The organism is Citrobacter sp. LUTT5, assembly GCF_009905315.1.
GTDB lineage: Bacteria > Pseudomonadota > Gammaproteobacteria > Enterobacterales > Enterobacteriaceae > Citrobacter > Citrobacter freundii.
In genome coordinates this window covers 1,009,875-1,032,438 of record NZ_CP047606.1, presented here as the reverse complement: position 1 = coordinate 1,032,438, position 22,564 = coordinate 1,009,875, and the positions used below count along the sequence as shown (strand labels likewise).

Sequence of the window (22,564 nt, the reverse complement as noted above, 5' to 3'; positions counted from 1 at the left end):
CGTATACCCCGTGTAAGGAGAACATAATCTCATTGTTGGTTACGGTTTGAATTATGACCAGAGAGTGAACAACGTCGGCGATTGTTAAAAAAAGGCGTTTGCCTAACCCAATAACCATAAAAATAGTGCGCCAAACATCGCCCCAACCACCAGCAGGGTACAGGTAATGCTCAGCAGCAACCTCCCCTTCAATAGCGAGTGCAAGGCAATACCCGCGACAATCGCCACGGGCAGCAATGCGAGGAAAAAGGGCCAGGTATAAATGAAGAAAAACAGTGTATTAGGGCCATACATCAGACACGGGAATCCCAGCGCCAGCAACCACGCGATAAAACCGACCACGGCCCCCGGTAGTGACCAGGTGGTTTCGTCGTCGGCGGCGAAGGTATCTGAATCTGTAATAGTAATGTTATGGCTGTTACGCATATCTAATCCTGTGACCGTGACTGACCGGGCATGTGAGCTCGGGTGTCTCAGGATCTGATAATATCTTCCTGCCTCAGCAGGTCTAATAATTGGGGTACCAAATTTGTTACCAATTGTTCACCATCAAGATGAATCTCTGGCGATTCAGGCGCTTCGTATACCGAATCAATTCCGGTGAAATTGCGTAACTCACCCGCCCGCGCTTTTTTATACAGCCCTTTTGGATCGCGTGCTTCACACGTTGCTAATGGCGTATCGACAAAAACTTCAATAAAACGCCCTTCGCCAACTCGCTCACGAACCATTTTGCGCTCAGCGCGATGCGGTGAGATAAAGGCGGTCAACACCACAAGCCCCGCATCCACCATCAGGTTAGCCACTTCACCAACCCGGCGAATATTCTCCTTACGATCAGCATCACTAAATCCAAGATCGCTGCACAAGCCGTGACGCACGTTATCGCCATCCAAGAGATAAGTACTCACCCCCAGCTTATGCAACGCTTCTTCAAGCGCCCCTGCTACCGTGGATTTACCGGAACCAGACAACCCGGTAAACCACAGTACAACACCACGATGACCGTGGCGTTGTTCCCGCTGTTGCGGTGTAACAGGATGGGCATGCCAGACGACGTTTTCGTCATGCAGCGCCATTATTTTCCTCCCAGCAGATCGCGCGCACCCCAGTGTGGGAAGTGGCGACGCACCAGTGCATTAAGCTCCAGCTCAAACGCGCTGAACTGAGAAGCGGTGGCGTGCTCCTGAACAAGTGGCTCACGCACCAGTCCCGCGCCAACGGTAACGTTGGTCAGGCGGTCAATAATTATCAGCCCGCCCGTCACCGGGTTCTGCTGATAGGTATCCAGCACCAGCGGCTCATCAAAGGTCAGATTAACCAGACCGATGCCGTTTAGCGGTAGCGCTTCAACGTCACGTTGGGTCAGGTTGTTTATATCGACCTGATATTGCACGCTATCAACGCGTGCGCGGGTCTTCTTGCCTGCGACTTTGATGTCGTAGCTTTGTCCAGGCGACAGCGGTTGTTCCGCCATCCAAACCACATCAATGGCAGCGCTTTGAACCGCCGGCAACGCCTCACCGGCATCAAGTAACAGGTCGCCCCGGCTGATATCGATCTCATCTTTCAGCACCAGGGTGATCGCTTCACCTGCATGCGCTTCCTGTAAATCGCCATCAAAGGTCACGATCCGCGCTACGCTGGACTCAACGCCGGACGGCAGCACTTTGACGCGCTGCCCGACCTTCACGCTACCGGAGGCCAGCGTTCCGGCATAACCACGAAAATCCAGATTCGGTCGGTTCACATACTGCACCGGGAAGCGCATCGGCTGAGTATCAATACTGCGCTGGATCTCAACGGTTTCCAGCACTTCCAGCAGCGTCGGACCGCTGTACCACGGCATACTGGCGCTTTGCGAAGCCACGTTATCGCCTTCCAGCGCAGAGAGCGGCACAAACCGGATATCCAGGTTGCCCGGAAGTTGTTCAGCAAAAGTAAGATAGTCTTCGCGAATGCGATTAAATGTCTCTTCGCTAAAGTCCACCAGATCCATTTTGTTGATCGCCACCACCAGGTGTTTGATCCCAAGCAGCGTGGAGATAAAGCTGTGACGACGAGTCTGATCCAGCACACCTTTACGCGCATCGATCAATAGGATCGCCAGGTCGCAGGTCGACGCACCGGTCGCCATGTTACGGGTGTACTGTTCATGCCCGGGAGTGTCCGCAATAATAAATTTGCGCTTCTCGGTAGAGAAATAACGGTAAGCCACGTCGATGGTGATGCCCTGCTCGCGCTCGGCCTGTAAGCCGTCAACCAATAACGCCAGATCCAGCTTTTCGCCCTGAGTGCCGTGACGTTTACTGTCATTGTGCAGCGATGAAAGCTGGTCTTCATAAATCTGACGCGTGTCGTGCAGCAGGCGACCAATCAGGGTGCTTTTCCCGTCATCCACGCTACCGCAGGTTAAAAAGCGCAGCAGACTTTTGTGTTGCTGGGCAACCATCCAGGCTTCAACGCCGCCTTCATTAGCAATTTGTTGTGCAAGTGTCGTATTCATGGCGGCTCCTTAGAAATACCCCTGACGTTTCTTCAGCTCCATGGAGCCCGCCTGGTCGCGGTCAATCACGCGGCCCTGACGTTCACTGGTGGTTGAGACCAGCATCTCTTCGATAATTTCTGGCAGCGTCTGCGCATTCGACTCCACCGCGCCTGTCAGTGGCCAGCAACCGAGCGTACGGAAACGTACCATGCGTTTTTTAATCACTTCCCCGGGTTGCAGATCGATTCTGTCGTCATCAATCATCATCAACATGCCATCGCGTTCAAGCACCGGACGCTCCGCCGCCAGATACAGTGGCACGATGTCGATATTTTCCAGCCAGATGTACTGCCAGATATCCTGTTCGGTCCAGTTGGAGAGCGGAAAGACGCGAATACTTTCGCCTTTGTTAATTTGTCCGTTGTAGTTGTGCCACAGCTCCGGGCGCTGATTTTTAGGATCCCAGCGATGAAAACGATCGCGGAAAGAGTAAATACGCTCTTTGGCACGTGATTTCTCTTCGTCACGACGAGCACCGCCAAACGCGGCATCAAAACCGTATTTATTGAGCGCCTGCTTCAGCCCTTCGGTTTTCATAATGTCGGTATGCTTGGCGCTGCCGTGGACGAACGGGTTGATGCCCATCGCCACCCCTTCCGGGTTTTTATGCACCAGCAGTTCGCAGCCGTAGGCTTTCGCCGTACGGTCACGAAACGCGTACATTTCGCTGAATTTCCAGCCGGTATCAACGTGCAGTAATGGGAACGGCAGCGTGCCTGGATAAAACGCTTTACGCGCCAGATGCAGCATTACGCTGGAATCTTTGCCGATGGAATACATCATCACCGGATTAGAAAACTCGGCGGCCACCTCACGAATGATATGGATGCTTTCCGCTTCCAGTTGCCGCAGGTGGGTAAGTCGTTTTTGATCCATAACCGTTCCTATGTAATGCCGTTATTTTGCTAACGATGCTCAGATAACCTGACTATAGGGAGGGCAAGAGGGCGAATGAAATTACGAATTGGAATGAGTAGTTCCTCAAAGGAATAACGATCCGGAAAAGCAAATATCAAAAAGTGCTTAAGCTACCGGATTTCGGGCATTTAGGAGCAAATGAAATTGTTTTACCTCGATCACAGTTTCATACTAGCGGCTGAAAATTTCTGCTTGGTATTTAAGGACTCATTATGTTTTCCGCAACGCGCCACCTTATTGCTGCCATGGCGCTCGGCGCGTGTTTTATCCTTCCTGCACAGGCAACATCCTCCAAACCTGGCGATATCGCAAATACCCAGGCTCGATATATCGCAACGTTTTTCCCGGGCCGCGTGACGGGATCTCCGGCTGAAATGTTATCCGCTGATTATATACGTCAGCAATTTCAGCAGATGGGCTACAGCAGTGATATTCGGACGTTTAATAGCCGTTATGTTTATACCGCCAAAAATAACCGTAAAAACTGGCATAACGTAACGGGAAGCACCGTTATTGCAGCACATGAAGGCAAAGCGCCGCAGCAGATTATTATTATGGCGCACCTCGACACCTACGCCGCACAAAGCGATGCCGATTCAGATGCCAATCTGGGTGGATTAACCCTGCAAGGGATCGACGACAACGCCGCAGGTGTTGGCGTGATGCTGGAACTGGCGGAAAAACTCAAAGACGTGCCGACGCAGTACGGCATCCGATTTATCGCCACCAGCGGCGAGGAAGAAGGCAAACTGGGCGCGGAGAACATCCTGAAGCGAATGAGCGCCGCCGAGAAGAAAAACACGCTGCTGGTTATCAACCTCGATAACCTGATTGTCGGTGATAAGCTCTATTTCAACAGCGGTAAGAAAACCCCGGAAGCGGTGCGAAAACTAACGCGCGACCGGGCACTGGCTATCGCGCATAGTCGCGGCATTGTAGCCAGCACCAATCCAGGCCTGAACAAAGACTATCCGAAGGGTACAGGATGTTGTAACGATGCGGAGGTCTTCGACGACGCGGGTATTGCTGTGCTCTCCGTTGAAGCGACCAACTGGAACCTAGGCAAGAAAGATGGCTACCAACAGCGCGCCAAAAGCGCCTCGTTCCCGTCTGGCAACAGCTGGCATGATGTGCGACTGGATAACCAGCAGCATATCGATAAAGCCTTACCGGGCCGGATAGAGCGCCGTAGCCGCGACGTAGTACGCATTATGCTGCCGCTGGTAAAAGAACTGGCGAAAGCAGGTAAATCCTGAAGAAGAAGCCCGGTAATAAGTAAACGTTACCGGGCTTTTAACAGTTAGCCTTCGTGCAGCCCGCACTCTCTTTTCAGCCCAAAAAACCGCGTCTCTTCTTCCGCCATTCCCGGCTCCCATTTGCGGGTGGTATGGGTATCGCCGACTGACAGATAGCCCTGATCCCACAGTGGATGGTACTTCAGACCATGCTTTTGCAGATACTGGTAAACCGTACGGTTGTCCCAGTCGATGATCGGCAGAACTTTAAACACACCACGCTGAATAGCCAGCACCGGTAAATGCGCACGACTGCCCGATTGCTCACGGCGCAGACCGGCAAACCAGGTCTGCGCTTTCAGCTCCTGCAATGCCCGGTTCATCGGCTCGACTTTGTTGATGTCATTGTATTTTTCAATGCCCTCAACGCCCTGCTCCCACAGTTTGCCATAGCGCGCTTCCTGCCAGGCCGCACTTTCCTTCGCCCGGTAGACTTGCAGATTAAGCTTGAGCTTGTCCGTTAACTCGTCAATAAACTGGTAGGTTTCCGGGAACAGATAACCGGTATCGGTGAGGATCACCGGGATATCCGGGCGAACCTGATTTACCAGGTGCAGGCTCACTGCCGCCTGAATACCAAAACTTGATGACAGTACATATTCGCCAGGCAGGTTTTCCAGCGCCCACGCCACGCGATCCTCGGCGCTCAATTTTTCCAGTTGGTCGTTGGTTTGCGCCAACGCCATAACGCGTTCAACTTTCGGCAGTTCGTTCAACGCGTTGAGATCGAGTTTGGACATAAGTTCCTCACTGTTTGCCTTGCCTGATGGCGCTGCGCTTATCAGGTCTGCCGATTCAGCAGACCCGATAAGTCAATTTCACATTATTCCCAGAAATCCCGGGCAGGATCGAGCACCGGGCGAATAATGCCCGCACGCACCGTAAAGTCACCGAAGCCTTCACCCGCTTCGCGCTCTTTCGCCCAGCGCCCAATCAGTTCATCCAGCGATGCCAGAATTTCCGGCTCGGTGATGTTCTCTTTAAACATCCGGGGAATGCGAGTTCCAATACGGTTGCCCCCTAAATGGAGGTTGTAACGTCCGGGCGCTTTCCCCACCAGACCAACTTCCGCCAGCATCGCGCGGCCGCAACCGTTCGGGCAGCCAGTCACACGCATCACAATATTTTCATCACTCAGGCTGTGCTTCGCCATCAGCGTGTCGATGTTGTCGATAAACGTTGGCAGGAAGCGCTCGGCCTCCGCCATCGCCAGCGGACAGGTTGGGAACGACACGCAGGCCATCGAGTTTTCACGCTGCGGAGTGACCGCATTCATTAAGCCACTCTTCTGCGCAATCTTCTCGATCTTCGCCTTTTCACTCTCAGGAACACCTGCAATGATCAGGTTCTGGTTCGCGGTAATACGGAACTCACCTTTGTGGATCTTCGCGATCTCAAGCAGACCGGTTTTCAACGGACGGCCCGGATAATCCAGGATACGACCGTTTTCAATAAACAGCGTCAGATGCCATTTATTGTCGATCCCTTTCACCCAGCCGATACGATCGCCGCGACCGGTGAACTCGTACGGGCGGATAGGCTCAAACTTGATCCCCGCGCGGCGCTCAACTTCAGCTTTAAAGGTCTCAACGCCTACGCGTTCCAGCGTGTATTTGGTTTTGGCGTTTTTACGATCGGTACGGTTACCCCAGTCACGCTGAGTCGTCACCACCGCTTCCGCCACAGCCAGTGTATGCTCAAGCGGCAGATAACCAAATTCGCTTGCCGTCCGGGCGTAAGTTTTCTTATTGCCATGCTCAATGGACAAACCGCCGCCCACCAGCAGGTTAAAGCCCACCAGCTTGCCGTTTTCCGCAATCGCCACGAAGTTCATGTCATTGGCATGCAGATCGATGTCGTTCTGCGGTGGGATCACCACCGTGGTTTTAAACTTACGCGGCAGATAGGTTTGACCGAGGATCGGCTCCTCGTCAGTGGTCGCAACTTTTTCCTGATCAAGCCAGATCTCTGCATAGGCGCGGGTGCGCGGCAGCAGATGTTCGGAGATCTTTTTCGCCCACTCGTAGGCTTCGGCGTGCAGCTCAGATTCATACGGGTTGGAGGTACACAGCACGTTACGGTTCATATCGTTGGCGGTCGCCAGTGCGTCCAGGCCGACGGAGTGCAGCATCTGGTGTACCGGCTTAACGTTCTTCTTCAGAATGCCGTGAAACTGGAAGGTCTGACGGTTGGTCAGACGAATGCTGCCGTAAATAGTGTTGTCATGGGCGAACTTGTCGATCGCCTGCCACTGTTTGGTGGTGATCACTCCACCCGGCAGACGACAGCGCAGCAGCATCGCGTGACGCGGCTCCAGCTTTTGCTCGGCACGTTCGGCGCGGATATCGCGGTCGTCCTGCTGGTACATACCGTGAAAACGGATCAGCAAGAAGTTGTCGCCTTTAAACCCGCCGGTCAGGCCGTCGTTTAAATCTTCGGCAATGGTACCGCGCAGATAGTTGCTTTCCAGCTTCATACGCTCAGCGTCGGACAGTTTGCCTTCGACCACCAATGGTCCTGGATGTTTTTCGCTCATTAGTAGACATCTCGCTGATAACGGCGCTCAATGCGCAGCTCACTTAAAAATTCATCCGCCGCTTCGATATCCATACCACCGAATTCGGCAATCACTTCCAACAACGCCTGCTCAACGTCTTTCGCCATACGATTGGCATCGCCGCAGACATAAATGTGGGCACCGTCGTTAATCCAGCGCCACAGTTCCGCGCCCTGTTGGCGCAGTTTATCTTGTACGTAGACTTTTTCTTTTTGATCGCGGGACCAGGCGAGATCGATACGGCTCAGTACGCCCTCTTTGACGTAACGCTGCCATTCCACCTGATACAAGAAATCTTCGGTAAAGTGCGGGTTACCGAAAAACAGCCAGTTTTTGCCTTCGGCTCCATCAGCCGCACGCTGCTGCATGAAAGCACGGAACGGTGCAATTCCCGTACCCGGGCCAATCATAATCACCGGCGTCTGCGGGTTTGACGGCAGGCGGAAATTGTCGTTGTGTTCAATGAACACGCGAACTTCACCTTCTTCTTCCACGCGGTCGGCGAGGAAACTGGAAGCACCACCAGCACGGGCGCGGCCTTCTATCTCATAACGCACCACGCCCACGGTGACGTGCACTTCGCTTTCCACTTCCGCCTGAGAAGAGGCAATGGAGTACAAACGCGGCGTCAACGGACGCAGAAGATCAACTAACGCCTGAGCATCCAGTTGCGCCGGGGAAAAGCGCACCATATCGACGATGGGCGTGGTGGCGGCATAATGCTGCAACTGTGCTTTGTCACCCACTAACGGCAGCAATGTTTCGCTGCGGGTTAAGGTGGCATAGTTCTCCACGATATTGCCGGTATTCACCGTCAGCTCGAAATGCCACTGCAACGCTTCAGCGAGCGACAAGGTTTTGCCTTCAACCGTCACCGGTTCATCACCTTTCAGCCACAGCAGTTCAACCAGTTCTTTAACCAGATCCGGGTCATTCTGATACCAGACGCCCAAGGCATCGCCCGGCTGATAACGAAGGCCGGAATCACCTAAATCAATTTCAATATGGCGTACGTCTTTTTCAGAGTCACGGCCGGTAATTTTCTGATTCACCGCAAGCGACGCCGTCAGCGGCGCTTCTTTGGTATAGGGGCTGGAGTGAATCTCGTTCACCGCGCCGCCCGCCACGGCCTGCACCGATGGCGCCGCCGGCGCGCGGGCTTTCAGTACCTCGACCAGACGCGCGCGCCATTCAGCGGCGGCGGCCTGGTATTCCACGTCGGCATCGACGCGGTCGAGCAGACGTTCACCGCCCAGCTCAGCCAGTTTCGCATCGAAGTCTTTTCCTGACTGACAGAAAAACTCATAGGAGGTATCGCCAAGGCCCAGCACCGCAAAGGCGGTATCGGTCAGCTTCGGCGCTTTTTTCGAGAACAGGAATTTATGCAACGCCACGGCTTCTTCCGCCGGTTCACCTTCCCCTTGCGTCGACGCCACCACGATCAGCAGTTTTTCATTGGCGATTTGTTTGAATTTATAGTCGCCAGCGTTGATCAGAGTGACGTTGAGCTTCGCGGCGATCAGATCATCGCGCAGGGCTTCCGCCACACGACGCGCATTACCGGTTTGCGAGGCGGAGATAAGCGTAATGCCTGGCATTTCAGCGACAGGCGCAAGCGCCGCTGCATTGCTACCAGGCTGCTGATTCAGCGCGCCCCAAAAATAGCCAGAAACCCACGCAAGCTGTGCGGGAGTGAAATCGGTCGTGGCTGCCTGAAGGCGTGCCAGTTGCTCCGGGTTTAGCGGTAGCAGAGCGGAAGGTGGGGCCTGTGTCGTCATGCGTTGTCATGTTCCAGTAAGCAAAGCGGATTTCAGCAATAAAACCCAAACTGAAGATAAGGTTAACGGCGGGGATAGTAACAATTAAAGAAGGGATAGAAATAACAAATAACCAAATGGACTAACCTGTTTTAGTTATAGTCATTAACGACAAAAACGATTTAATAACTATATGATATATAAATAGTTATCAAACATTAACAGCGTAAATATGACGTTCTGATGCTTAGCGCCCTTTTAACTAATGATAAAAATTGTGCTTTACGGTACCCTACGGCGGTTTTTCGCATTCTTGAGAGTAAATAATGTCCACCACCTTGTTTAAAGATTTCACCTTCGAAGCCGCTCACCGCCTGCCGCACGTACCGGAAGGGCATAAGTGTGGCCGCCTGCATGGTCACTCATTTATGGTGCGTCTTGAAATTACCGGTGAAGTCGATCCGCATACCGGTTGGATCATGGATTTTGCTGAGTTAAAAGCCGCGTTTAAGCCGACTTACGACAGACTCGATCACTACTATTTGAACGATATTCCTGGCTTAGAAAATCCAACCAGTGAAGTGCTGGCCAAATGGATTTGGGATCAGATTAAACCTGTGGTCCCTCTGCTAAGTGCTGTAATGGTGAAAGAAACCTGCACAGCAGGCTGCGTGTACCGCGGCGAGTGATTGTAGGCTTGCCGGATGGCAATGCGTCTTATCCGGCCTGCAACGAGCAACAAACTCTGGCCGGGTAAGCGAAACGCTCCCGGCACAGTTATCAGGCAATATTCAGATATTTATGGGTTTGCATCGACAGACGCCAGTTGCGCGCAATACAGGTATCAATACACAAACGCGTCGCATCTTCTTTCTGGCTGATTGGCTGTAAGGCGATGATTCGTGGTTTGTCGTCGCTCAACGTCGCCAGCAGTTCATCCAGCGCTTCAATATCGCGAACGCGACCAACCGGATGTTTGATTTCATTCGCGCGCTCCAGCGCCTGCGACAGCACATCATAACCGCCACGCATATTTACCTTCGGCGATACGGTCACCCAGGTATTCGGCGTACAGCGTACTTCGTGGGTACCACTGGTTTCAATCTGGCAGCTAAAGCCGTTCTTTTCCAGCAGGTCAGTCAGCGGCATCAGGTCATGAATGCAGGGCTCGCCGCCGGTGATCACCACGTGACGGGCGGTATACCCCTGACGCGAAATGACCGCCAGCAGATCCTCACTGCTCGCCGCCCCCCATTTGTCGCTTTCTTTGGTCTTGGCCAGGATGCTGTACAGGGAGACTTCCCGATCCTCAAGCTTATCCCAGGTGTGTTTGGTATCGCACCAGGCACAGCCAACCGGGCATCCCTGTAAACGAATAAAAATGGCGGGGACGCCGGTAAAGTAACCCTCACCTTGCAGGGTCTGGAACATCTCGTTAATCGGGTACTGCATAGCGCTCTCAATATGGGGATAAACGATAATTATCGCAGATCCCCGCCAAAGTATCATGCCCCATCGATGCTTTACGAGGCGATCGCCGCGACAAAGCGTGCCGTTATCTGCTGCGGACGCGTGATTGCGCCACCAACCACCACGGTATGGGCACCTAATTCCAGGCATCGTGCGGCACGTTCCGGAGTATCGACGTTTCCTTCTGCCACGACAGGTACGCTGACCGCCGCCAATACCTCACGTAAAAAACCGCAGTCGTTTTCCGCCAGCACATGCCCGGCAGTGTCAGCGGTGTAGCCGTAGAGCGTGGTGCCCACGCAGTCAAAACCCAGACGCTCAGCTGTCACCGCCTCGTCTATGGTGGCGATATCCGCCATCAGCAGCACAGACGGGTAGCGAGCGCGGATTTGCATAACTAATTCTTCCAGCGTTTGTCCACCTGGGCGCGGGCGCGCTGTCGCATCCAGAGCAATAATCTCCGGCTCAACGGTCATTAGCTCATCCACTTCCTGGAGCGTGGCCGTGATAAACACATCGCTACCCGGATAATCGCGCTTGATAATCCCAATCACCGGCAGGGAGACGCTCTCTTTGATCGCGCGAATGTCCACCACGCTGTTCGCACGAATACCTACAGCACCTCCCTGCGCTGCCGCCAGCGCCATACGCGACATAATAAACGGACTGTGCAGGGGCTCATTTTCCAGCGCCTGGCAGGAGACGATTAATTTACCTTTCAGGGAATCCAGTACAGTTTTCATTACGATAAGATCTCTTCGACTTCGTTTTTGATGATGGTGACATGCGGGCCATAAATCACCTGAACCCCGTTGCCGCGAATAATTACGCCACGCGCTCCGGTCGCTTTCAGCGCCGCTTCATCGACCTTGCTACTCTCTTTTACCGTCACGCGCAGACGTGTGGCGCAACAGTCCACCTCTTCCAGATTCTCTTTACCTCCCAGCCCGGCGATGACGGCTGCTGCGCGTTCGCTCTGAGGCATACCGGACTCCACCTGGGCAGCGTTCTCACGCCCCGGCGTCAGCCAGTTAAAGCGGTTAATCAAATAGCGGAAGGTGAAGTAGTAAAGAAAGAACCACGGAACCCCAACCAGAGGGACGTACATCCAGTTGGTTTTCGCTTCCCCCTGTAGCACGCCGAAGAGGAGGAAATCGATAAGCCCACCCGAAAAGGTTTGCCCGATGGTGATATGTAAAATATGCGCCATCATAAACGCCAGACCATCGAAGAAGGCGTGAATGATGTATAACACAGGTGCGACAAACAGGAAGGAGAACTCGATAGGCTCAGTGATCCCCGTCAGGAAAGAGGTCAGGGCCGCCGACAACAGCAGTCCGGCGACAAGCTTTCTGTTCTCTGGTTTTGCAGTATGGTACATCGCAAGACATGCGCCAAGCAGGCCAAACATCATGGTGATAAAGCGCCCGGACATAAAGCGCGAGGTGCCCGCATAGAACTGCTGCGTATTCGGATCGGCAAGTTGCGCGAAGAAAATACGCTGCGTGCCTTCAACCAACTGGCCGTTGACGATTTCACTCCCGCCAAGCGCTGTGGTCCAGAACGGTAAATAAAAGATATGGTGTAACCCCAGTGGGCCAAGCATACGCAGGATGAAGCCGTACAACAGCGTACCCAGATAACCGGTCGCATCCACCAGACCACCCAGTCCAAAAATGAGTTTCTGGAAATGCGGCCAAACCACCGTCATGACCGCACCCACTACAATCGCGGCAAGGGAGCTAATAATCGGCACAAAGCGCGAACCGCTGAAGAAACCAAGGAACTGAGGCAGCGAGACTTTATTGAAACGGCTATGCAGCGCGCAGGTGACAAGCCCAATCACCACCCCACCAAATACGCCTGTTTCCAGCGTCTGAATACCCAGCGTCATCCCCTGGCCTACGGCACCGGGATTCTCGTGCGCCAGCGTTCCGTTGAGTGTCAATAAAGCGTTGATGGTGGCGTTCATCACCAGAAATGCCAGCAATGCAGCAAGCCCGGCGGTGCCTTTGTCCGTTTTCGCCAGTCCTACTGCCACACCCACCGCAAAAAGCACCGACAGGTTGGCAAACACAATAGAACCTGCGCTGGTCATGATCGTGAAGATTGCCTGTAACCAGTCAACGTCCAAAAACGGATACGCCGTCAATGTGTTTGGATTCGACAGCGCGCCGCCAATCCCTAGCAACAGCCCCGCAGCGGGCAGTACCGCAATCGGCAGCATGAACGATTTGCCGAACCGCTGTGCCTTTTCAAACCATGCGCCCGATGAGGCGCCGCTAAACATTTGCATCATTTTTTCATCTCCCAGATTAATGATGAAAATTTTTACCATATTTATTTATTTAAATGAAAATTATCATCAAAAACCAGGAAGCCGATCATACTTTTTTAAAATGACTGGCATCTCTCCCCTGCTTTCCGCCACACTATCAGCAGAGAAACGCATTAAGGATTTTGCATGTCAGAAAATGAAAACCTGCTGCTGAGATTGCGCCAGGGCGTTGACGGATATAGCCGAACACAGCAGAAGCTGGGAGAGTTTGTGCTTAGTGATCCGGCAAAAGTTGTCTACCTGACGATTACCGAACTGGCGCGTGAAAGCGACACCAGCGAGGCGAGCGTCACACGTCTGTGCCGCACGCTTGGGTGTAAGGGTTATAACGAATTCAAAATGGCGCTGGCTCTCGATCTCCAGCAAGGACAGCCGGTAGAGCACAGCGGGGATGAAATTGACAATGTGGTCAATGAATCCGTGCAAGCGCTGCAGGACACAGCAAAGTTACTCGACAGGACATTACTGGAATCCGCCGCTCTGGCGCTACATCAGGCTCAGTCGGTACAGATTTATGGCGTAGCGGCCAGCGCTATTCTGGGGGAGTATTTACATTACAAACTCCTGCGCCTCGGCAAACCCGCGCAACTGTTCAGCGACATGCACCGCGCAGCCATGAATGCCACTACGCTTAGCAAAAATACGCTCGTGGTAGCGATCTCCAGTTCAGGCTCCACGCGCGATCTGCTGCATGTCGTGAAACTGGCGCGTAAGCAAGGCGTGCGCGTACTGGCGCTGAGTAATACGCCGCGCAGTCCGCTGGCTTCGCTGAGCGATATTCAACTGGTCGCAGCCAAACCAGAAGGTCCGTTGAGTGCTGGTGCGCTAAACGCCAAGGTGGGTGTGATGCTGTTGGTAGAACTTCTCACCACGTCGCTGATTGCGCTGGATGAAAAGTATAGCGATGTGAGCCAGCAAACCGCCAGCGCAACACTTCCTCTACTGCTTTAAAAGCATAAAAAAACCCGCCGCAGCGGGTTTTTACGTTAAGAGTTAAAGAACAGGATTACAAATAGAAATAGTGGGGATGCCGGCAAAGTCCCCCTCTTCTTGAAGAAGTCTGAAACATCTCGTGAATGGGTATTGTTAGCGTTCTCAGTATGAAGATAAGCAATAATTTTCCCAGATTCCGAAAACGGGTCGTACGCTGCGCTTGTTTAAGGTAAGACTCCCCTGTTCACCAGAAAGTATATCGAGTTTAGTTTTTCTACCGCTTACCCATTAGTTTGAGCTGTAACTTGATACTCCAAACCAGATTGATAAAGAAAGGGTTAAAGAAGACTGAAATCAAGACTAAGATGAGGCAACAAAGTATGCACATTATAAATAGCTCAAACCCTCCCATTGATGCAGGGAAAAGCATAGAGAAGAATAACGCGCCACCCCAGGCATAGTATTTCCAGGCGTAGAGAAAGAAAGCTCGGCTTACGCTGATGTTTTTCTTTCTCGCTAATTTAAGCAAGAAACGAACATTTTTTTCTTTCATTCCAGCATTCACGAGTATAGATTTTATATCATTATTCATAACAATCATCAGTTAAAGTCATTGCAATATATAAAACATCACTTGACTCCCCTTTAAAATAACACCAGATTAATCACTTAGATTCCTCGTAACTTGATATAAACTTTCCAAACCTTAAGGTAATTTTTATGAAGCCGACAAGTTAACTCAATAACAAAAAACAACAACCCGAATATTAAAAAGAGCACCAATAACTCAGTGTAATCTTCTTGTCCAATTGAAAATATAAAAAATGACATAACAAAAGCCATGATAATATCAACCTTAATGATACTTGCATCTGTTAATAAATAGGCTTTTTGTATATTCACTTTGTTTTCATTAGCAAAACGAATAAGTTTCTGTGCTTTATACTCACTCAAACCCGCAAGTTTAATACTTTCAGTTAAAGACTTATCATTCTGATCATATGCTTTGAAGATCATATCCTTATTCCCTCAATTCAGCCCAGTTAGTACTTTCTCCACCAAAAAGTTGATAAATAGTGAATCCACTAACTACATCACCGGTTAACTCACTAGCCACCCCGACTGCCCCCAAGGTTCTCCAACTGCGGATATAATCTTCCTGTATATAGCGGAATAATTTCCACGAATCTGTTCTCAAGGTCAGCGTTGAGGCTGAACCAAATGAAAGAACAAGATCTCCCGTTGAAAAAGCAATATCACCACCCTTATCATCACTCCCCAAAAGTTTAGCTACCTGGCGGTAGGCATACCTCAAAGGCATTCTTTTGGGGTCTTCATGATATAGTAAATAATAACCATTTTCCCAAACATTCTCACTTCCCTGCATCATTAAAGGGACCCCATAACTTTTACATGCAGCACCAAGGCTTGCTTTACATAAACCAAACCCACCGATAACTTGCATTGATCCACTAATGAATCCAACTCGCTTTAATGTTATTGTAAGCGTAGAGTGCCGTTCTCTTTCACGCTCAGCTATTGCATATAATTTAACACTCCCCATTCTTAAATTCATATGATGGTTAGTTAAAGACATATGATATTCACGTAATCTATCCATCGCTCTGCCAAAATCTAATTTCCCATAACGATATTCATCAAGAAAATATGATGTAACCCTACGTTCTTCTAACATATATTTTGAACGTATATCTAGATCATTAAGATATTGAAAACTGATATCATAGACAAGTCGGTCAATCTTTTCTTTTTCACGTTGCAAATTCATTAATCCATAACTACTCAAAATAACCTCCTGTTATTTCCCAAGCAATTTATATTGAATCTTAATGCTCCAAATTAAATTTATGACAAAGGGCGTAAAGAAGAGTGAAACAAGAGCTACAGCCATACAGAAGAAAACGTTCACTATAAAGAACTCTATCCCCTCAGAAAACGATGCAAAAATCACAGCCAATAGTAAAGCAGCACTCCAGGCGTAATATGTCCAGGCATAGAGAAAAAATGCCCGACTTAAGCTGATATTTTTCAGTTTTGCCAACTTTATTAGGATAGCAGCATCCTTTTTTTTCATGCCCGCTTTCGCCAGTATGTCTTCCAATTCGTTATTCATTCAATATTTCTATTATTGTTAATGATAAATATAAAAAATACATACAAAATAATCACATCATTAAATTACTCTTAGTAAAATAATAACAAAGTGAGAAAGATCAAATTGTTCATCAAAATTTTCAATTAAGAATAAATTACAGACATAAAAAAACCCGCCGCAGCGGGTTTTTACGTTAAGAGTTAAAGAACAGGATTACGCCTGACCTTTGATCTCTTTACGACCGTTGTACGGTGCTTGTTCACCCAGAGCTTCTTCGATACGAATCAGCTGGTTGTACTTAGCAACGCGGTCAGAACGGCTCATAGAACCAGTTTTGATCTGGCCTGCAGCGGTACCAACAGCCAGGTCAGCGATGGTAGCATCTTCAGTTTCGCCAGAACGGTGAGAGATGACAGCGGTGTAGCCAGCGTCTTTCGCCATTTTGATCGCAGCCAGAGTTTCGGTCAGAGAACCGATCTGGTTGAATTTGATCAGGATGGAGTTAACGATGCCTTTTTCGATGCCTTCTTTCAGGATCTTGGTGTTGGTTACGAACAGATCGTCACCAACCAGCTGGATTTTGTCGCCCAGTACTTTAGTCTGGTATGCGAAACCATCCCAGTCAGACTCGTCCAGACCATCTTCGATGGACACGATCGGGTACTGTTTGGTCAGTTCTTCCAGGAAGTGAGTGAATTCTTCGGAGGTGAATGCTTTGTTGCCTTCGCCAGCCAGAACGTATTTACCGTCTTTGTAGAATTCAGAAGCTGCACAGTCCATCGCCAGAGTGATGTCTTTGCCCAGCTCGTAGCCAGCTGCTTTAACCGCTTCAGCGATTACAGCCAGAGCTTCAGCGTTGGAACCCAGGTTCGGCGCGTAGCCACCTTCGTCACCAACTGCAGTGTTCATACCTTTAGCTTTCAGAACTTTAGCCAGGTTGTGGAACACTTCAGAACCCATACGAACGGCTTCTTTCAGAGTCTTAGCGCCAACCGGCTGAATCATGAATTCCTGGATGTCGACGTTGTTGTCAGCGTGCTCACCACCGTTGATGATGTTCATCATCGGAACCGGCATGGAGTATTTACCCGGAGTACCGTTCAGTTCAGCGATGTGTGCATACAGCGGCAGGCCTTTAGCAGCAGCTGCTGCTTTGGCGTTCGCCAGGGACACAGCCAGGATGGCGTTTGCACCGAAGTTGGATTTGTTTTCAGTACCGTCCAGATCGATCATGATCTTGTCGATGCCAGCCTGATCTTTAGCATCTTTACCCAGCAGAGCCTGAGCAATTGGGCCGTTAACAGCTGCAACAGCTTTCAGTACGCCTTTACCCATGAAACGGGATTTGTCGCCATCGCGCAGTTCCAGTGCTTCGCGGGAACCAGTAGAAGCACCTGACGGAGCTGCTGCCATACCAACGAAACCACCTTCCAGGTGTACTTCGGCTTCAACAGTCGGGTTACCACGGGAGTCGATGATTTCACGACCGATGATTTTAACGATTTTGGACATTAGATTTTCCTCAGTACAAGTTAAACTAAAACTCCAGACAAACAATGCACCCTGATGGGTGCATTGCCGTTCTAACTTATTTACTTCTTACTTCGCCTGACGCTTCTGATGTTCACTGGCGGCTTTCACAAAGCCGGCAAACAGCGGGTGCCCATCACGTGGCGTGGAAGTAAATTCCGGGTGGAACTGACAGGCCACGAACCACGGATGATTCGGTACCTCAATGATCTCGACCAACTGATCATCACCGGAACGGCCTGCAATACGCAGACCCGCAGCTTCAATCTGTTTCAACAGCATATTGTTGACTTCGTAACGGTGGCGGTGGCGTTCAACAATTGTCGGCGCGCCGTACAGTTGACGAACCAGGCTATCGTCGCTCAACTGACACTGCTGCGCACCAAGACGCATAGTGCCGCCCAGATCGCTCTTCTCGGTACGGACTTCGACGTTGCCGTCTTCATCGCGCCATTCGGTAATCAGAGCCACCACCGGGTACTTACAGTCTGGCACAAATTCCGTGGAGTTGGCGTTGTCCATACCCACTACGTTACGTGCAAACTCAATCAACGCAACCTGCATACCCAGGCAAATGCCCAGATAAGGAATATTGTTCTCACGCGCAAAGCGCGCCGTCGCGATTTTACCTTCAACACCACGGTAGCCGAAGCCGCCAGGGATCAGGATTGCATCAAGACCTTTCAGGATCTCAACGCCACGCGTTTCGACATCTTGTGAATCGATCAGCTTGATATTGACGGTGACACGATTCTTCAGACCGCCATGCTTCAGCGCTTCGATAACTGACTTATAGGCATCCGGCAGTTCAATGTACTTGCCGACCATACCGATAGTCACTTCGCCTGCCGGATTAGCTTCTTCGTAGATAACCTGTTCCCATTCTGACAGATTAGCTTCCGGACAGTTCAAGCTGAATCGTTTACAAATATAATCGTCAAGGCCCTGAGATTTCAACAGGCCCGGGATTTTATAGATGGAATCGACATCTTTCAGAGAAATCACCGCTTTTTCCGGAACGTTACAGAACAATGCAATTTTTGCACGTTCATTAGCCGGAACTGCGCGATCGGAGCGGCAAATCAGGATATCTGGCTGAATACCGATAGAAAGCAGCTCTTTTACAGAGTGCTGAGTCGGTTTAGTTTTGACTTCACCTGCCGCCGCCATGTACGGAACCAGCGTCAGATGCATAAACAGCGTGTGCTCGCGGCCAATTTCTACGGCCATCTGGCGAATCGCTTCAAGGAACGGCAGAGATTCGATATCCCCAACGGTTCCGCCGATTTCAACCAGAACAACATCATGACCTTCACCGCCTTCCAGAACACGCTCTTTAATGGCATTCGTGATGTGCGGGATAACCTGAACGGTCGCGCCCAGGTAGTCGCCACGGCGTTCTTTACGCAGAACGTCGGAGTAGATACGACCCGTAGTGAAGTTGTTGCGGCGGCTCATTTTGGTACGAATGAAGCGCTCATAGTGACCCAGGTCCAGGTCGGTTTCAGCGCCGTCTTCGGTAACGAACACTTCCCCGTGTTGGATTGGGCTCATAGTACCTGGATCGACGTTGATGTACGGATCCAGTTTCATCATGGTTACATTGAGGCCACGGGCTTCAAGAATGGCTGCCAGGGAGGCTGCGGCAATGCCTTTTCCCAGAGAGGATACGACCCCGCCGGTCACAAAAATATAGTTCGTTGTCATGCTGGACCTGAGAAGTTAGGGTGAAACGATGGAATTACCAAGACGGGAAAGTAGTATACCCGAACATGACGAGCGCCACAAACTTTCATTATTCCTCCTCTTCACCAGGCTCACATTAACATCGGGAGTGAGAAAATAGCCCCTTTGGGGTAAATGTTTTTGACGTAAATCAAGCGCTTGTTATTTAAAAAATCACACAAATCGCCCTTGACCGACGAAATCCCTTAGAGATCAATTTCCTGCCGTTTTACCTGTTGCCAGACTTCTTCCATAGTTTCCAGATCAACACCAGTCATTTCCAGACCGCGAGCTGCCACAATTCGCTCAACCTCACGAAAACGCCGCTCAAACTTCTCGTTCGCTTTCTGCAATGCGGTCTCTGCTTTAGTGCCTAAATGCCGGGCCATATTGACCGTGGCAAACAGCAGATCGCCCATTTCCTCCTCCAGTTTAGCCTGGTCGACAACAGCCTGCTTCGCCTCAAACATGACTTCGTCGATCTCTTCGTAAACCTTGTCGACAACCGGTCCTAATGTTTTCCAGTCGAAGCCAACATTTGAGCAGCGTTTCTGGATTTTTTGGGCGCGCATTAATGCCGGTAAACTACGGGGAATATCGTCGAGCGCGGAATGCTGCGCCTTCTCAGCACGTTCTTCGGTTTTGATTTGCTCCCAACGGGTAAGCACCTCGGTGCTGTTACTGGCAGAAACATCAGCAAAAACATGCGGGTGGCGGCGTTCAAGCTTATCGCTTATCGCAGCGCAAATATCATCAAAGTTGAAGCGCCCTTCTTCCTGAGCCATCTGGGCGTAAAACACCACCTGGAACAGCAGATCCCCCAACTCTCCACGCAGGTCGTCGAAGTCTTCTCGCGCAATCGCGTCCAGCACTTCATAAGTTTCTTCGAGGGTATAAGGAGCAATAGTGGCGAATGTCTGCTCTTTGTCCCACGGACAGCCGTTCTCTGGGTCGCGCAGGCGCTGCATAATACCGAGCAGTCGGTCGATTTGATTCATTGGAATATCCTGAAATTTCAATACAGTAGGCCGGATAAGGCGACATCCGGCAACATAGCAATGCCTGATGGCAACGCTAACGCGTCTTATCAGGCCTACAAGGTTATCCGGCCTACATAATGATTAATTACCGTGCAGACGACGTGCGTCGATCACATCCGGTACCTGGTTCAGCTTGCCGAGCACGCGCCCTAGCACCTGCAGGTTGTAGATTTCGATGGTCATATCAATGGTGGCAAGCTGTTGTTTGGTATCACTCCGGCTGGCAACGCCCAGCACGTTCACCTTCTCGTTGGCGAGAATCGTGGTGATATCACGTAACAAGCCACTGCGATCGTTGGCCTGGACGCGAACCACCAGCGAATACCCTGCAGAGTAACTTTCGCCCCAGACCGCATCAACAATACGTTCCGGCGCATGGGAACGCAGCTCAGTCAGCTGTTCACAATCCGCCCGGTGCACGGAAATACCGCGTCCCTGGGTAATAAACCCGACAATCTCATCGCCTGGAATCGGCTGGCAGCAGCGAGCGATGTGGTGCATCAGGTTACCTACCCCTTCCACCACGACACGACCGTCGTCTTTACGGCGACTTTGCGGTGCGTGCGTTTTCTGCTGAAGCTGTTTCAGCGCGGCGGCATCCTGTTCGGCAGCGCTTGGCTTATTAAACTGCGCCTGCAGGAAATTCACCATCTGGTTGAGGCGGATGTCTCCTCCGCCAATCGCCGCCAACAGTTCATCCAGCTCATTGAAACTGTAGCGCGGCAGCAGATGTTTTTCCGCTTCTTTCAGGCTGATGCCTAAATGCGCCAGTTCATCGTCGAGGATCTGGCGACCTGCAAGAATGTTCTTATCACGGTCCTGTTTACGGAACCAGGCGTGGATCTTCGAACGCCCACGACTGGTGGTTACGTAGCCAAGGTTAGGGTTCAACCAGTCGCGGCTTGGGTTTGGCTGTTTCTGGGTGATAATTTCAATTTGATCGCCCATCTGTAGTTGGTAGGTAAACGGTACGATGCGTCCACCAATTTTCGCGCCAATGCAACGATGCCCCACATCACTATGAATGTGGTAAGCAAAATCGAGCGGCGTGGAGCCTGCAGGCAGATCCACAACGTCGCCTTTCGGCGTAAAGACGTACACGCGGTCATCAAAGACCTGGCTACGAACTTCATCCAGCATTTCACCAGAATCTGCCATCTCTTCCTGCCAGGCGATCAGCTTACGCAGCCATGCAATACGATCTTCATGACCAGAGCGCGCGGCGCCTGAAGCAGTGCCCTCTTTGTACTTCCAGTGTGCCGCGACGCCCAGTTCGGCATCTTCGTGCATCTGTTTGGTACGGATCTGAATTTCAATAGTTTTCCCGCCCGGCCCCAGCACAACCGTATGGATTGACTGGTAGCCGTTGGGTTTCGGGTTCGCGACGTAGTCATCAAACTCATCCGGCAGATGGCGATAGTGAGTATGTACTATCCCGAGCGCGGCATAGCAGTCCTGTAAACGCTCTGCCACGATACGCACTGCGCGCACATCGAACAGTTCATCGAAGGCCAACTGCTTTTTCTGCATTTTGCGCCAGATGCTGTAGATATGCTTGGGACGCCCGTACACTTCAGCTTTGACGCCTTCCGTTTTCATCTCTGAGCGCAAATGACCAACGAACTCATCAATGTAATGCTCCCGGTCGATACGACGTTCATGCAGCAGCTTGGCAATGCGTTTGTATTCAGCCGGGTGCAGATAACGGAAGCAGTAATCTTCCAGCTCCCATTTTAATTGCCCAATTCCCAAACGGTTGGCCAGCGGTGCATAGATATTGGTGCACTCTTTTGCCGCCAGAACGCGTTCATCTTCCGGCGCGTCTTTCACTTCACGCAGATGGGCAATCCGCTCTGCCAGCTTGATGACCACACAGCGGAAGTCATCTACCATTGCCAGCAGCATGCGGCGGACGTTATCGACCTGCTCGGAAGAAACTGAATCGGTATGCGTGGCTTTAAGCTGGCGTATCGCCGCCATATCACGCACGCCGTGGATAAGATGAACAATGGATTTGCCCACGCTCTCGCGCAGGATGTCTTCACTTACCACGTTGGCATCAGCCAGTGGGAACAGCATTGCTGCACGCAGCGTATCGATATCCATGCTCAACATGGAGAGAATTTCTACCATCTCCACACCACGCCACAGCAGCAGATCCGCATCCGGATGCCCCTGTGTCTGCAGGAGGCAGTACGCCCAGGTTTCGGCTAAGCGTTCACACGACTGCTGGCTGGAGATCCCCAGACTCGCGATCCATTTCTTGGGATCAAACTCACCAGCTTTATTTAAATGTGCACTTCTTACCGCAACCATCGTCCTCTCCTTAAGGGGCAT

General features: G+C 51.1%; 20 protein-coding genes. 3 read left to right on the top strand and 17 right to left on the bottom strand.

The genetic code is table 11. The features are described 5' to 3' along the window. Window positions 1–102: 102 nt before the first annotated feature. From GUC46_RS04860 to cysD, 4 genes are read right to left on the bottom strand one after another with little or no spacing between them, the layout of a single operon-like run. Window positions 103–426 carry a DUF3561 family protein gene (locus GUC46_RS04860; RefSeq protein ID WP_054528734.1) on the bottom strand — a complete coding sequence of 108 codons (324 nt, stop codon included), beginning with the start codon at window positions 424–426 and terminating at the stop codon, window positions 103–105. A gap of 47 nt (window positions 427–473) precedes the next feature. After that, window positions 474–1,079, bottom strand: coding sequence for an adenylyl-sulfate kinase (gene cysC, locus GUC46_RS04855; protein ID WP_003034157.1), 606 nt, complete (start codon window positions 1,077–1,079; stop codon window positions 474–476). Next, window positions 1,079–2,506 carry a sulfate adenylyltransferase subunit CysN gene (gene cysN, locus GUC46_RS04850; protein WP_049002595.1) on the bottom strand — a complete coding sequence of 476 codons (1,428 nt, stop codon included), beginning with the start codon at window positions 2,504–2,506 and terminating at the stop codon, window positions 1,079–1,081. The genes cysC and cysN overlap by 1 nt, the downstream gene beginning before the upstream one ends. A 9-nt stretch (window positions 2,507–2,515) precedes the next feature. Next, entirely contained in the window at window positions 2,516–3,424 is a 909-nt protein-coding gene (gene cysD / locus GUC46_RS04845; protein ID WP_130715420.1) for a sulfate adenylyltransferase subunit CysD, read from the bottom strand. A 254-nt stretch (window positions 3,425–3,678) separates the two neighbouring features. On the opposite strand from cysD, the gene GUC46_RS04840 reads away from it, so the two are divergent. Further along, window positions 3,679–4,722 carry an aminopeptidase gene (locus GUC46_RS04840; RefSeq protein ID WP_003034151.1) on the top strand — a complete coding sequence of 348 codons (1,044 nt, stop codon included), beginning with the start codon at window positions 3,679–3,681 and terminating at the stop codon, window positions 4,720–4,722. Window positions 4,723–4,766: 44 nt separating this feature from the next. On the opposite strand, the gene cysH is transcribed toward GUC46_RS04840, so the two are convergent. From cysH to cysJ, 3 genes are all read right to left on the bottom strand, one after another. Further along, window positions 4,767–5,501: a phosphoadenosine phosphosulfate reductase gene (cysH, locus tag GUC46_RS04835; protein ID WP_003846550.1), complete on the bottom strand. Its 735-nt coding sequence runs from the start codon at window positions 5,499–5,501 to the stop codon at window positions 4,767–4,769. A gap of 83 nt (window positions 5,502–5,584) precedes the next feature. Next, window positions 5,585–7,297, bottom strand: a complete 1,713-nt coding sequence (gene cysI / locus GUC46_RS04830) for an assimilatory sulfite reductase (NADPH) hemoprotein subunit (RefSeq protein WP_003034148.1) — start codon at window positions 7,295–7,297, stop codon at window positions 5,585–5,587. Next, entirely contained in the window at window positions 7,297–9,096 is a 1,800-nt protein-coding gene (cysJ, locus tag GUC46_RS04825) for an NADPH-dependent assimilatory sulfite reductase flavoprotein subunit (protein ID WP_160179862.1), read from the bottom strand. The genes cysI and cysJ overlap by 1 nt, the downstream gene beginning before the upstream one ends. Window positions 9,097–9,401: 305 nt before the next feature. Here cysJ and queD point away from each other — a divergent pair, with 305 nt between their 5' ends. Next, the gene (queD, locus tag GUC46_RS04820; protein ID WP_003034142.1) at window positions 9,402–9,764 is read left to right on the top strand and encodes a 6-carboxytetrahydropterin synthase QueD; all 363 of its coding nucleotides are present in this window, start codon (window positions 9,402–9,404) and stop codon (window positions 9,762–9,764) included. A gap of 91 nt (window positions 9,765–9,855) precedes the next feature. Here the strand turns inward: queD and queE are convergent, their stop codons facing one another. The 3 genes from queE to GUC46_RS04805 form a co-directional block, all read right to left on the bottom strand. Further along, window positions 9,856–10,527, bottom strand: coding sequence for a 7-carboxy-7-deazaguanine synthase QueE (gene queE / locus GUC46_RS04815; RefSeq protein WP_003034139.1), 672 nt, complete (start codon window positions 10,525–10,527; stop codon window positions 9,856–9,858). 71 nt (window positions 10,528–10,598) lie between these two features. Beyond that, on the bottom strand, window positions 10,599–11,288 hold the full coding sequence (locus GUC46_RS04810) for an N-acetylmannosamine-6-phosphate 2-epimerase (RefSeq protein WP_003846548.1): 690 nt from the start codon (window positions 11,286–11,288) through the stop codon (window positions 10,599–10,601). Then, window positions 11,288–12,844 carry a maltose/glucose-specific PTS transporter subunit IIC gene (locus GUC46_RS04805; protein WP_061549758.1) on the bottom strand — a complete coding sequence of 519 codons (1,557 nt, stop codon included), beginning with the start codon at window positions 12,842–12,844 and terminating at the stop codon, window positions 11,288–11,290. Before GUC46_RS04805 ends, GUC46_RS04810 begins: the two co-directional genes overlap by 1 nt. A gap of 165 nt (window positions 12,845–13,009) precedes the next feature. Here GUC46_RS04805 and GUC46_RS04800 point away from each other — a divergent pair, with 165 nt between their 5' ends. Next, window positions 13,010–13,834 carry a MurR/RpiR family transcriptional regulator gene (locus tag GUC46_RS04800; protein WP_003034131.1) on the top strand — a complete coding sequence of 275 codons (825 nt, stop codon included), beginning with the start codon at window positions 13,010–13,012 and terminating at the stop codon, window positions 13,832–13,834. Between the two features lie 651 nt (window positions 13,835–14,485). Here GUC46_RS04800 and GUC46_RS04795 read toward each other — a convergent pair. The 7 genes from GUC46_RS04795 to relA all read right to left on the bottom strand — a co-directional run bounded on the left by GUC46_RS04795 (window position 14,486) and on the right by relA (window position 22,543). Next, on the bottom strand, window positions 14,486–14,833 hold the full coding sequence (locus tag GUC46_RS04795; protein ID WP_016150908.1) for a hypothetical protein: 348 nt from the start codon (window positions 14,831–14,833) through the stop codon (window positions 14,486–14,488). 4 nt (window positions 14,834–14,837) lie between these two features. Continuing rightward, window positions 14,838–15,623 (bottom strand): DUF4225 domain-containing protein, encoded by a 786-nt coding sequence (locus GUC46_RS04790; protein ID WP_049003080.1) that lies wholly within the window; start codon window positions 15,621–15,623, stop codon window positions 14,838–14,840. Between the two features lie 12 nt (window positions 15,624–15,635). Beyond that, window positions 15,636–15,950 (bottom strand): hypothetical protein, encoded by a 315-nt coding sequence (locus GUC46_RS04785; RefSeq protein WP_044713406.1) that lies wholly within the window; start codon window positions 15,948–15,950, stop codon window positions 15,636–15,638. 195 nt (window positions 15,951–16,145) lie between these two features. Then, on the bottom strand, window positions 16,146–17,444 hold the full coding sequence (eno, locus tag GUC46_RS04780; RefSeq protein WP_003034129.1) for a phosphopyruvate hydratase: 1,299 nt from the start codon (window positions 17,442–17,444) through the stop codon (window positions 16,146–16,148). 87 nt (window positions 17,445–17,531) lie between these two features. After that, the gene (gene pyrG, locus GUC46_RS04775) at window positions 17,532–19,169 is read right to left on the bottom strand and encodes a glutamine hydrolyzing CTP synthase (RefSeq protein WP_003034127.1); all 1,638 of its coding nucleotides are present in this window, start codon (window positions 19,167–19,169) and stop codon (window positions 17,532–17,534) included. A gap of 224 nt (window positions 19,170–19,393) precedes the next feature. Then, the gene (gene mazG / locus GUC46_RS04770; RefSeq protein WP_003840346.1) at window positions 19,394–20,185 is read right to left on the bottom strand and encodes a nucleoside triphosphate pyrophosphohydrolase; all 792 of its coding nucleotides are present in this window, start codon (window positions 20,183–20,185) and stop codon (window positions 19,394–19,396) included. A gap of 123 nt (window positions 20,186–20,308) precedes the next feature. Then, complete coding sequence (gene relA / locus GUC46_RS04765) at window positions 20,309–22,543, bottom strand: GTP diphosphokinase (RefSeq protein WP_160179860.1); 2,235 nt, start codon at window positions 22,541–22,543, stop codon at window positions 20,309–20,311. Window positions 22,544–22,564 lie beyond the last annotated feature (21 nt).

Coding starts and splice junctions, on each gene's coding strand:
- pyrG (WP_003034127.1), bottom strand. CDS start 19,169: ATGACAACGAACTATATTTTTGTGACCGGCGGGGTCGTATCCTCTCTG.
- cysD (WP_130715420.1), bottom strand. CDS start 3,424: ATGGATCAAAAACGACTTACCCACCTGCGGCAACTGGAAGCGGAAAGC.
- mazG (WP_003840346.1), bottom strand. CDS start 20,185: ATGAATCAAATCGACCGACTGCTCGGTATTATGCAGCGCCTGCGCGAC.
- relA (WP_160179860.1), bottom strand. CDS start 22,543: ATGGTTGCGGTAAGAAGTGCACATTTAAATAAAGCTGGTGAGTTTGAT.
- GUC46_RS04860 (WP_054528734.1), bottom strand. CDS start 426: ATGCGTAACAGCCATAACATTACTATTACAGATTCAGATACCTTCGCC.
- GUC46_RS04840 (WP_003034151.1), top strand. CDS start 3,679: ATGTTTTCCGCAACGCGCCACCTTATTGCTGCCATGGCGCTCGGCGCG.
- GUC46_RS04795 (WP_016150908.1), bottom strand. CDS start 14,833: ATGATCTTCAAAGCATATGATCAGAATGATAAGTCTTTAACTGAAAGT.
- cysH (WP_003846550.1), bottom strand. CDS start 5,501: ATGTCCAAACTCGATCTCAACGCGTTGAACGAACTGCCGAAAGTTGAA.
- cysC (WP_003034157.1), bottom strand. CDS start 1,079: ATGGCGCTGCATGACGAAAACGTCGTCTGGCATGCCCATCCTGTTACA.
- GUC46_RS04805 (WP_061549758.1), bottom strand. CDS start 12,844: ATGATGCAAATGTTTAGCGGCGCCTCATCGGGCGCATGGTTTGAAAAG.
- cysI (WP_003034148.1), bottom strand. CDS start 7,297: ATGAGCGAAAAACATCCAGGACCATTGGTGGTCGAAGGCAAACTGTCC.
- cysN (WP_049002595.1), bottom strand. CDS start 2,506: ATGAATACGACACTTGCACAACAAATTGCTAATGAAGGCGGCGTTGAA.
- GUC46_RS04810 (WP_003846548.1), bottom strand. CDS start 11,288: ATGAAAACTGTACTGGATTCCCTGAAAGGTAAATTAATCGTCTCCTGC.
- GUC46_RS04785 (WP_044713406.1), bottom strand. CDS start 15,950: ATGAATAACGAATTGGAAGACATACTGGCGAAAGCGGGCATGAAAAAA.
- queE (WP_003034139.1), bottom strand. CDS start 10,527: ATGCAGTACCCGATTAACGAGATGTTCCAGACCCTGCAAGGTGAGGGT.
- cysJ (WP_160179862.1), bottom strand. CDS start 9,096: ATGACGACACAGGCCCCACCTTCCGCTCTGCTACCGCTAAACCCGGAG.
- queD (WP_003034142.1), top strand. CDS start 9,402: ATGTCCACCACCTTGTTTAAAGATTTCACCTTCGAAGCCGCTCACCGC.
- eno (WP_003034129.1), bottom strand. CDS start 17,444: ATGTCCAAAATCGTTAAAATCATCGGTCGTGAAATCATCGACTCCCGT.
- GUC46_RS04800 (WP_003034131.1), top strand. CDS start 13,010: ATGTCAGAAAATGAAAACCTGCTGCTGAGATTGCGCCAGGGCGTTGAC.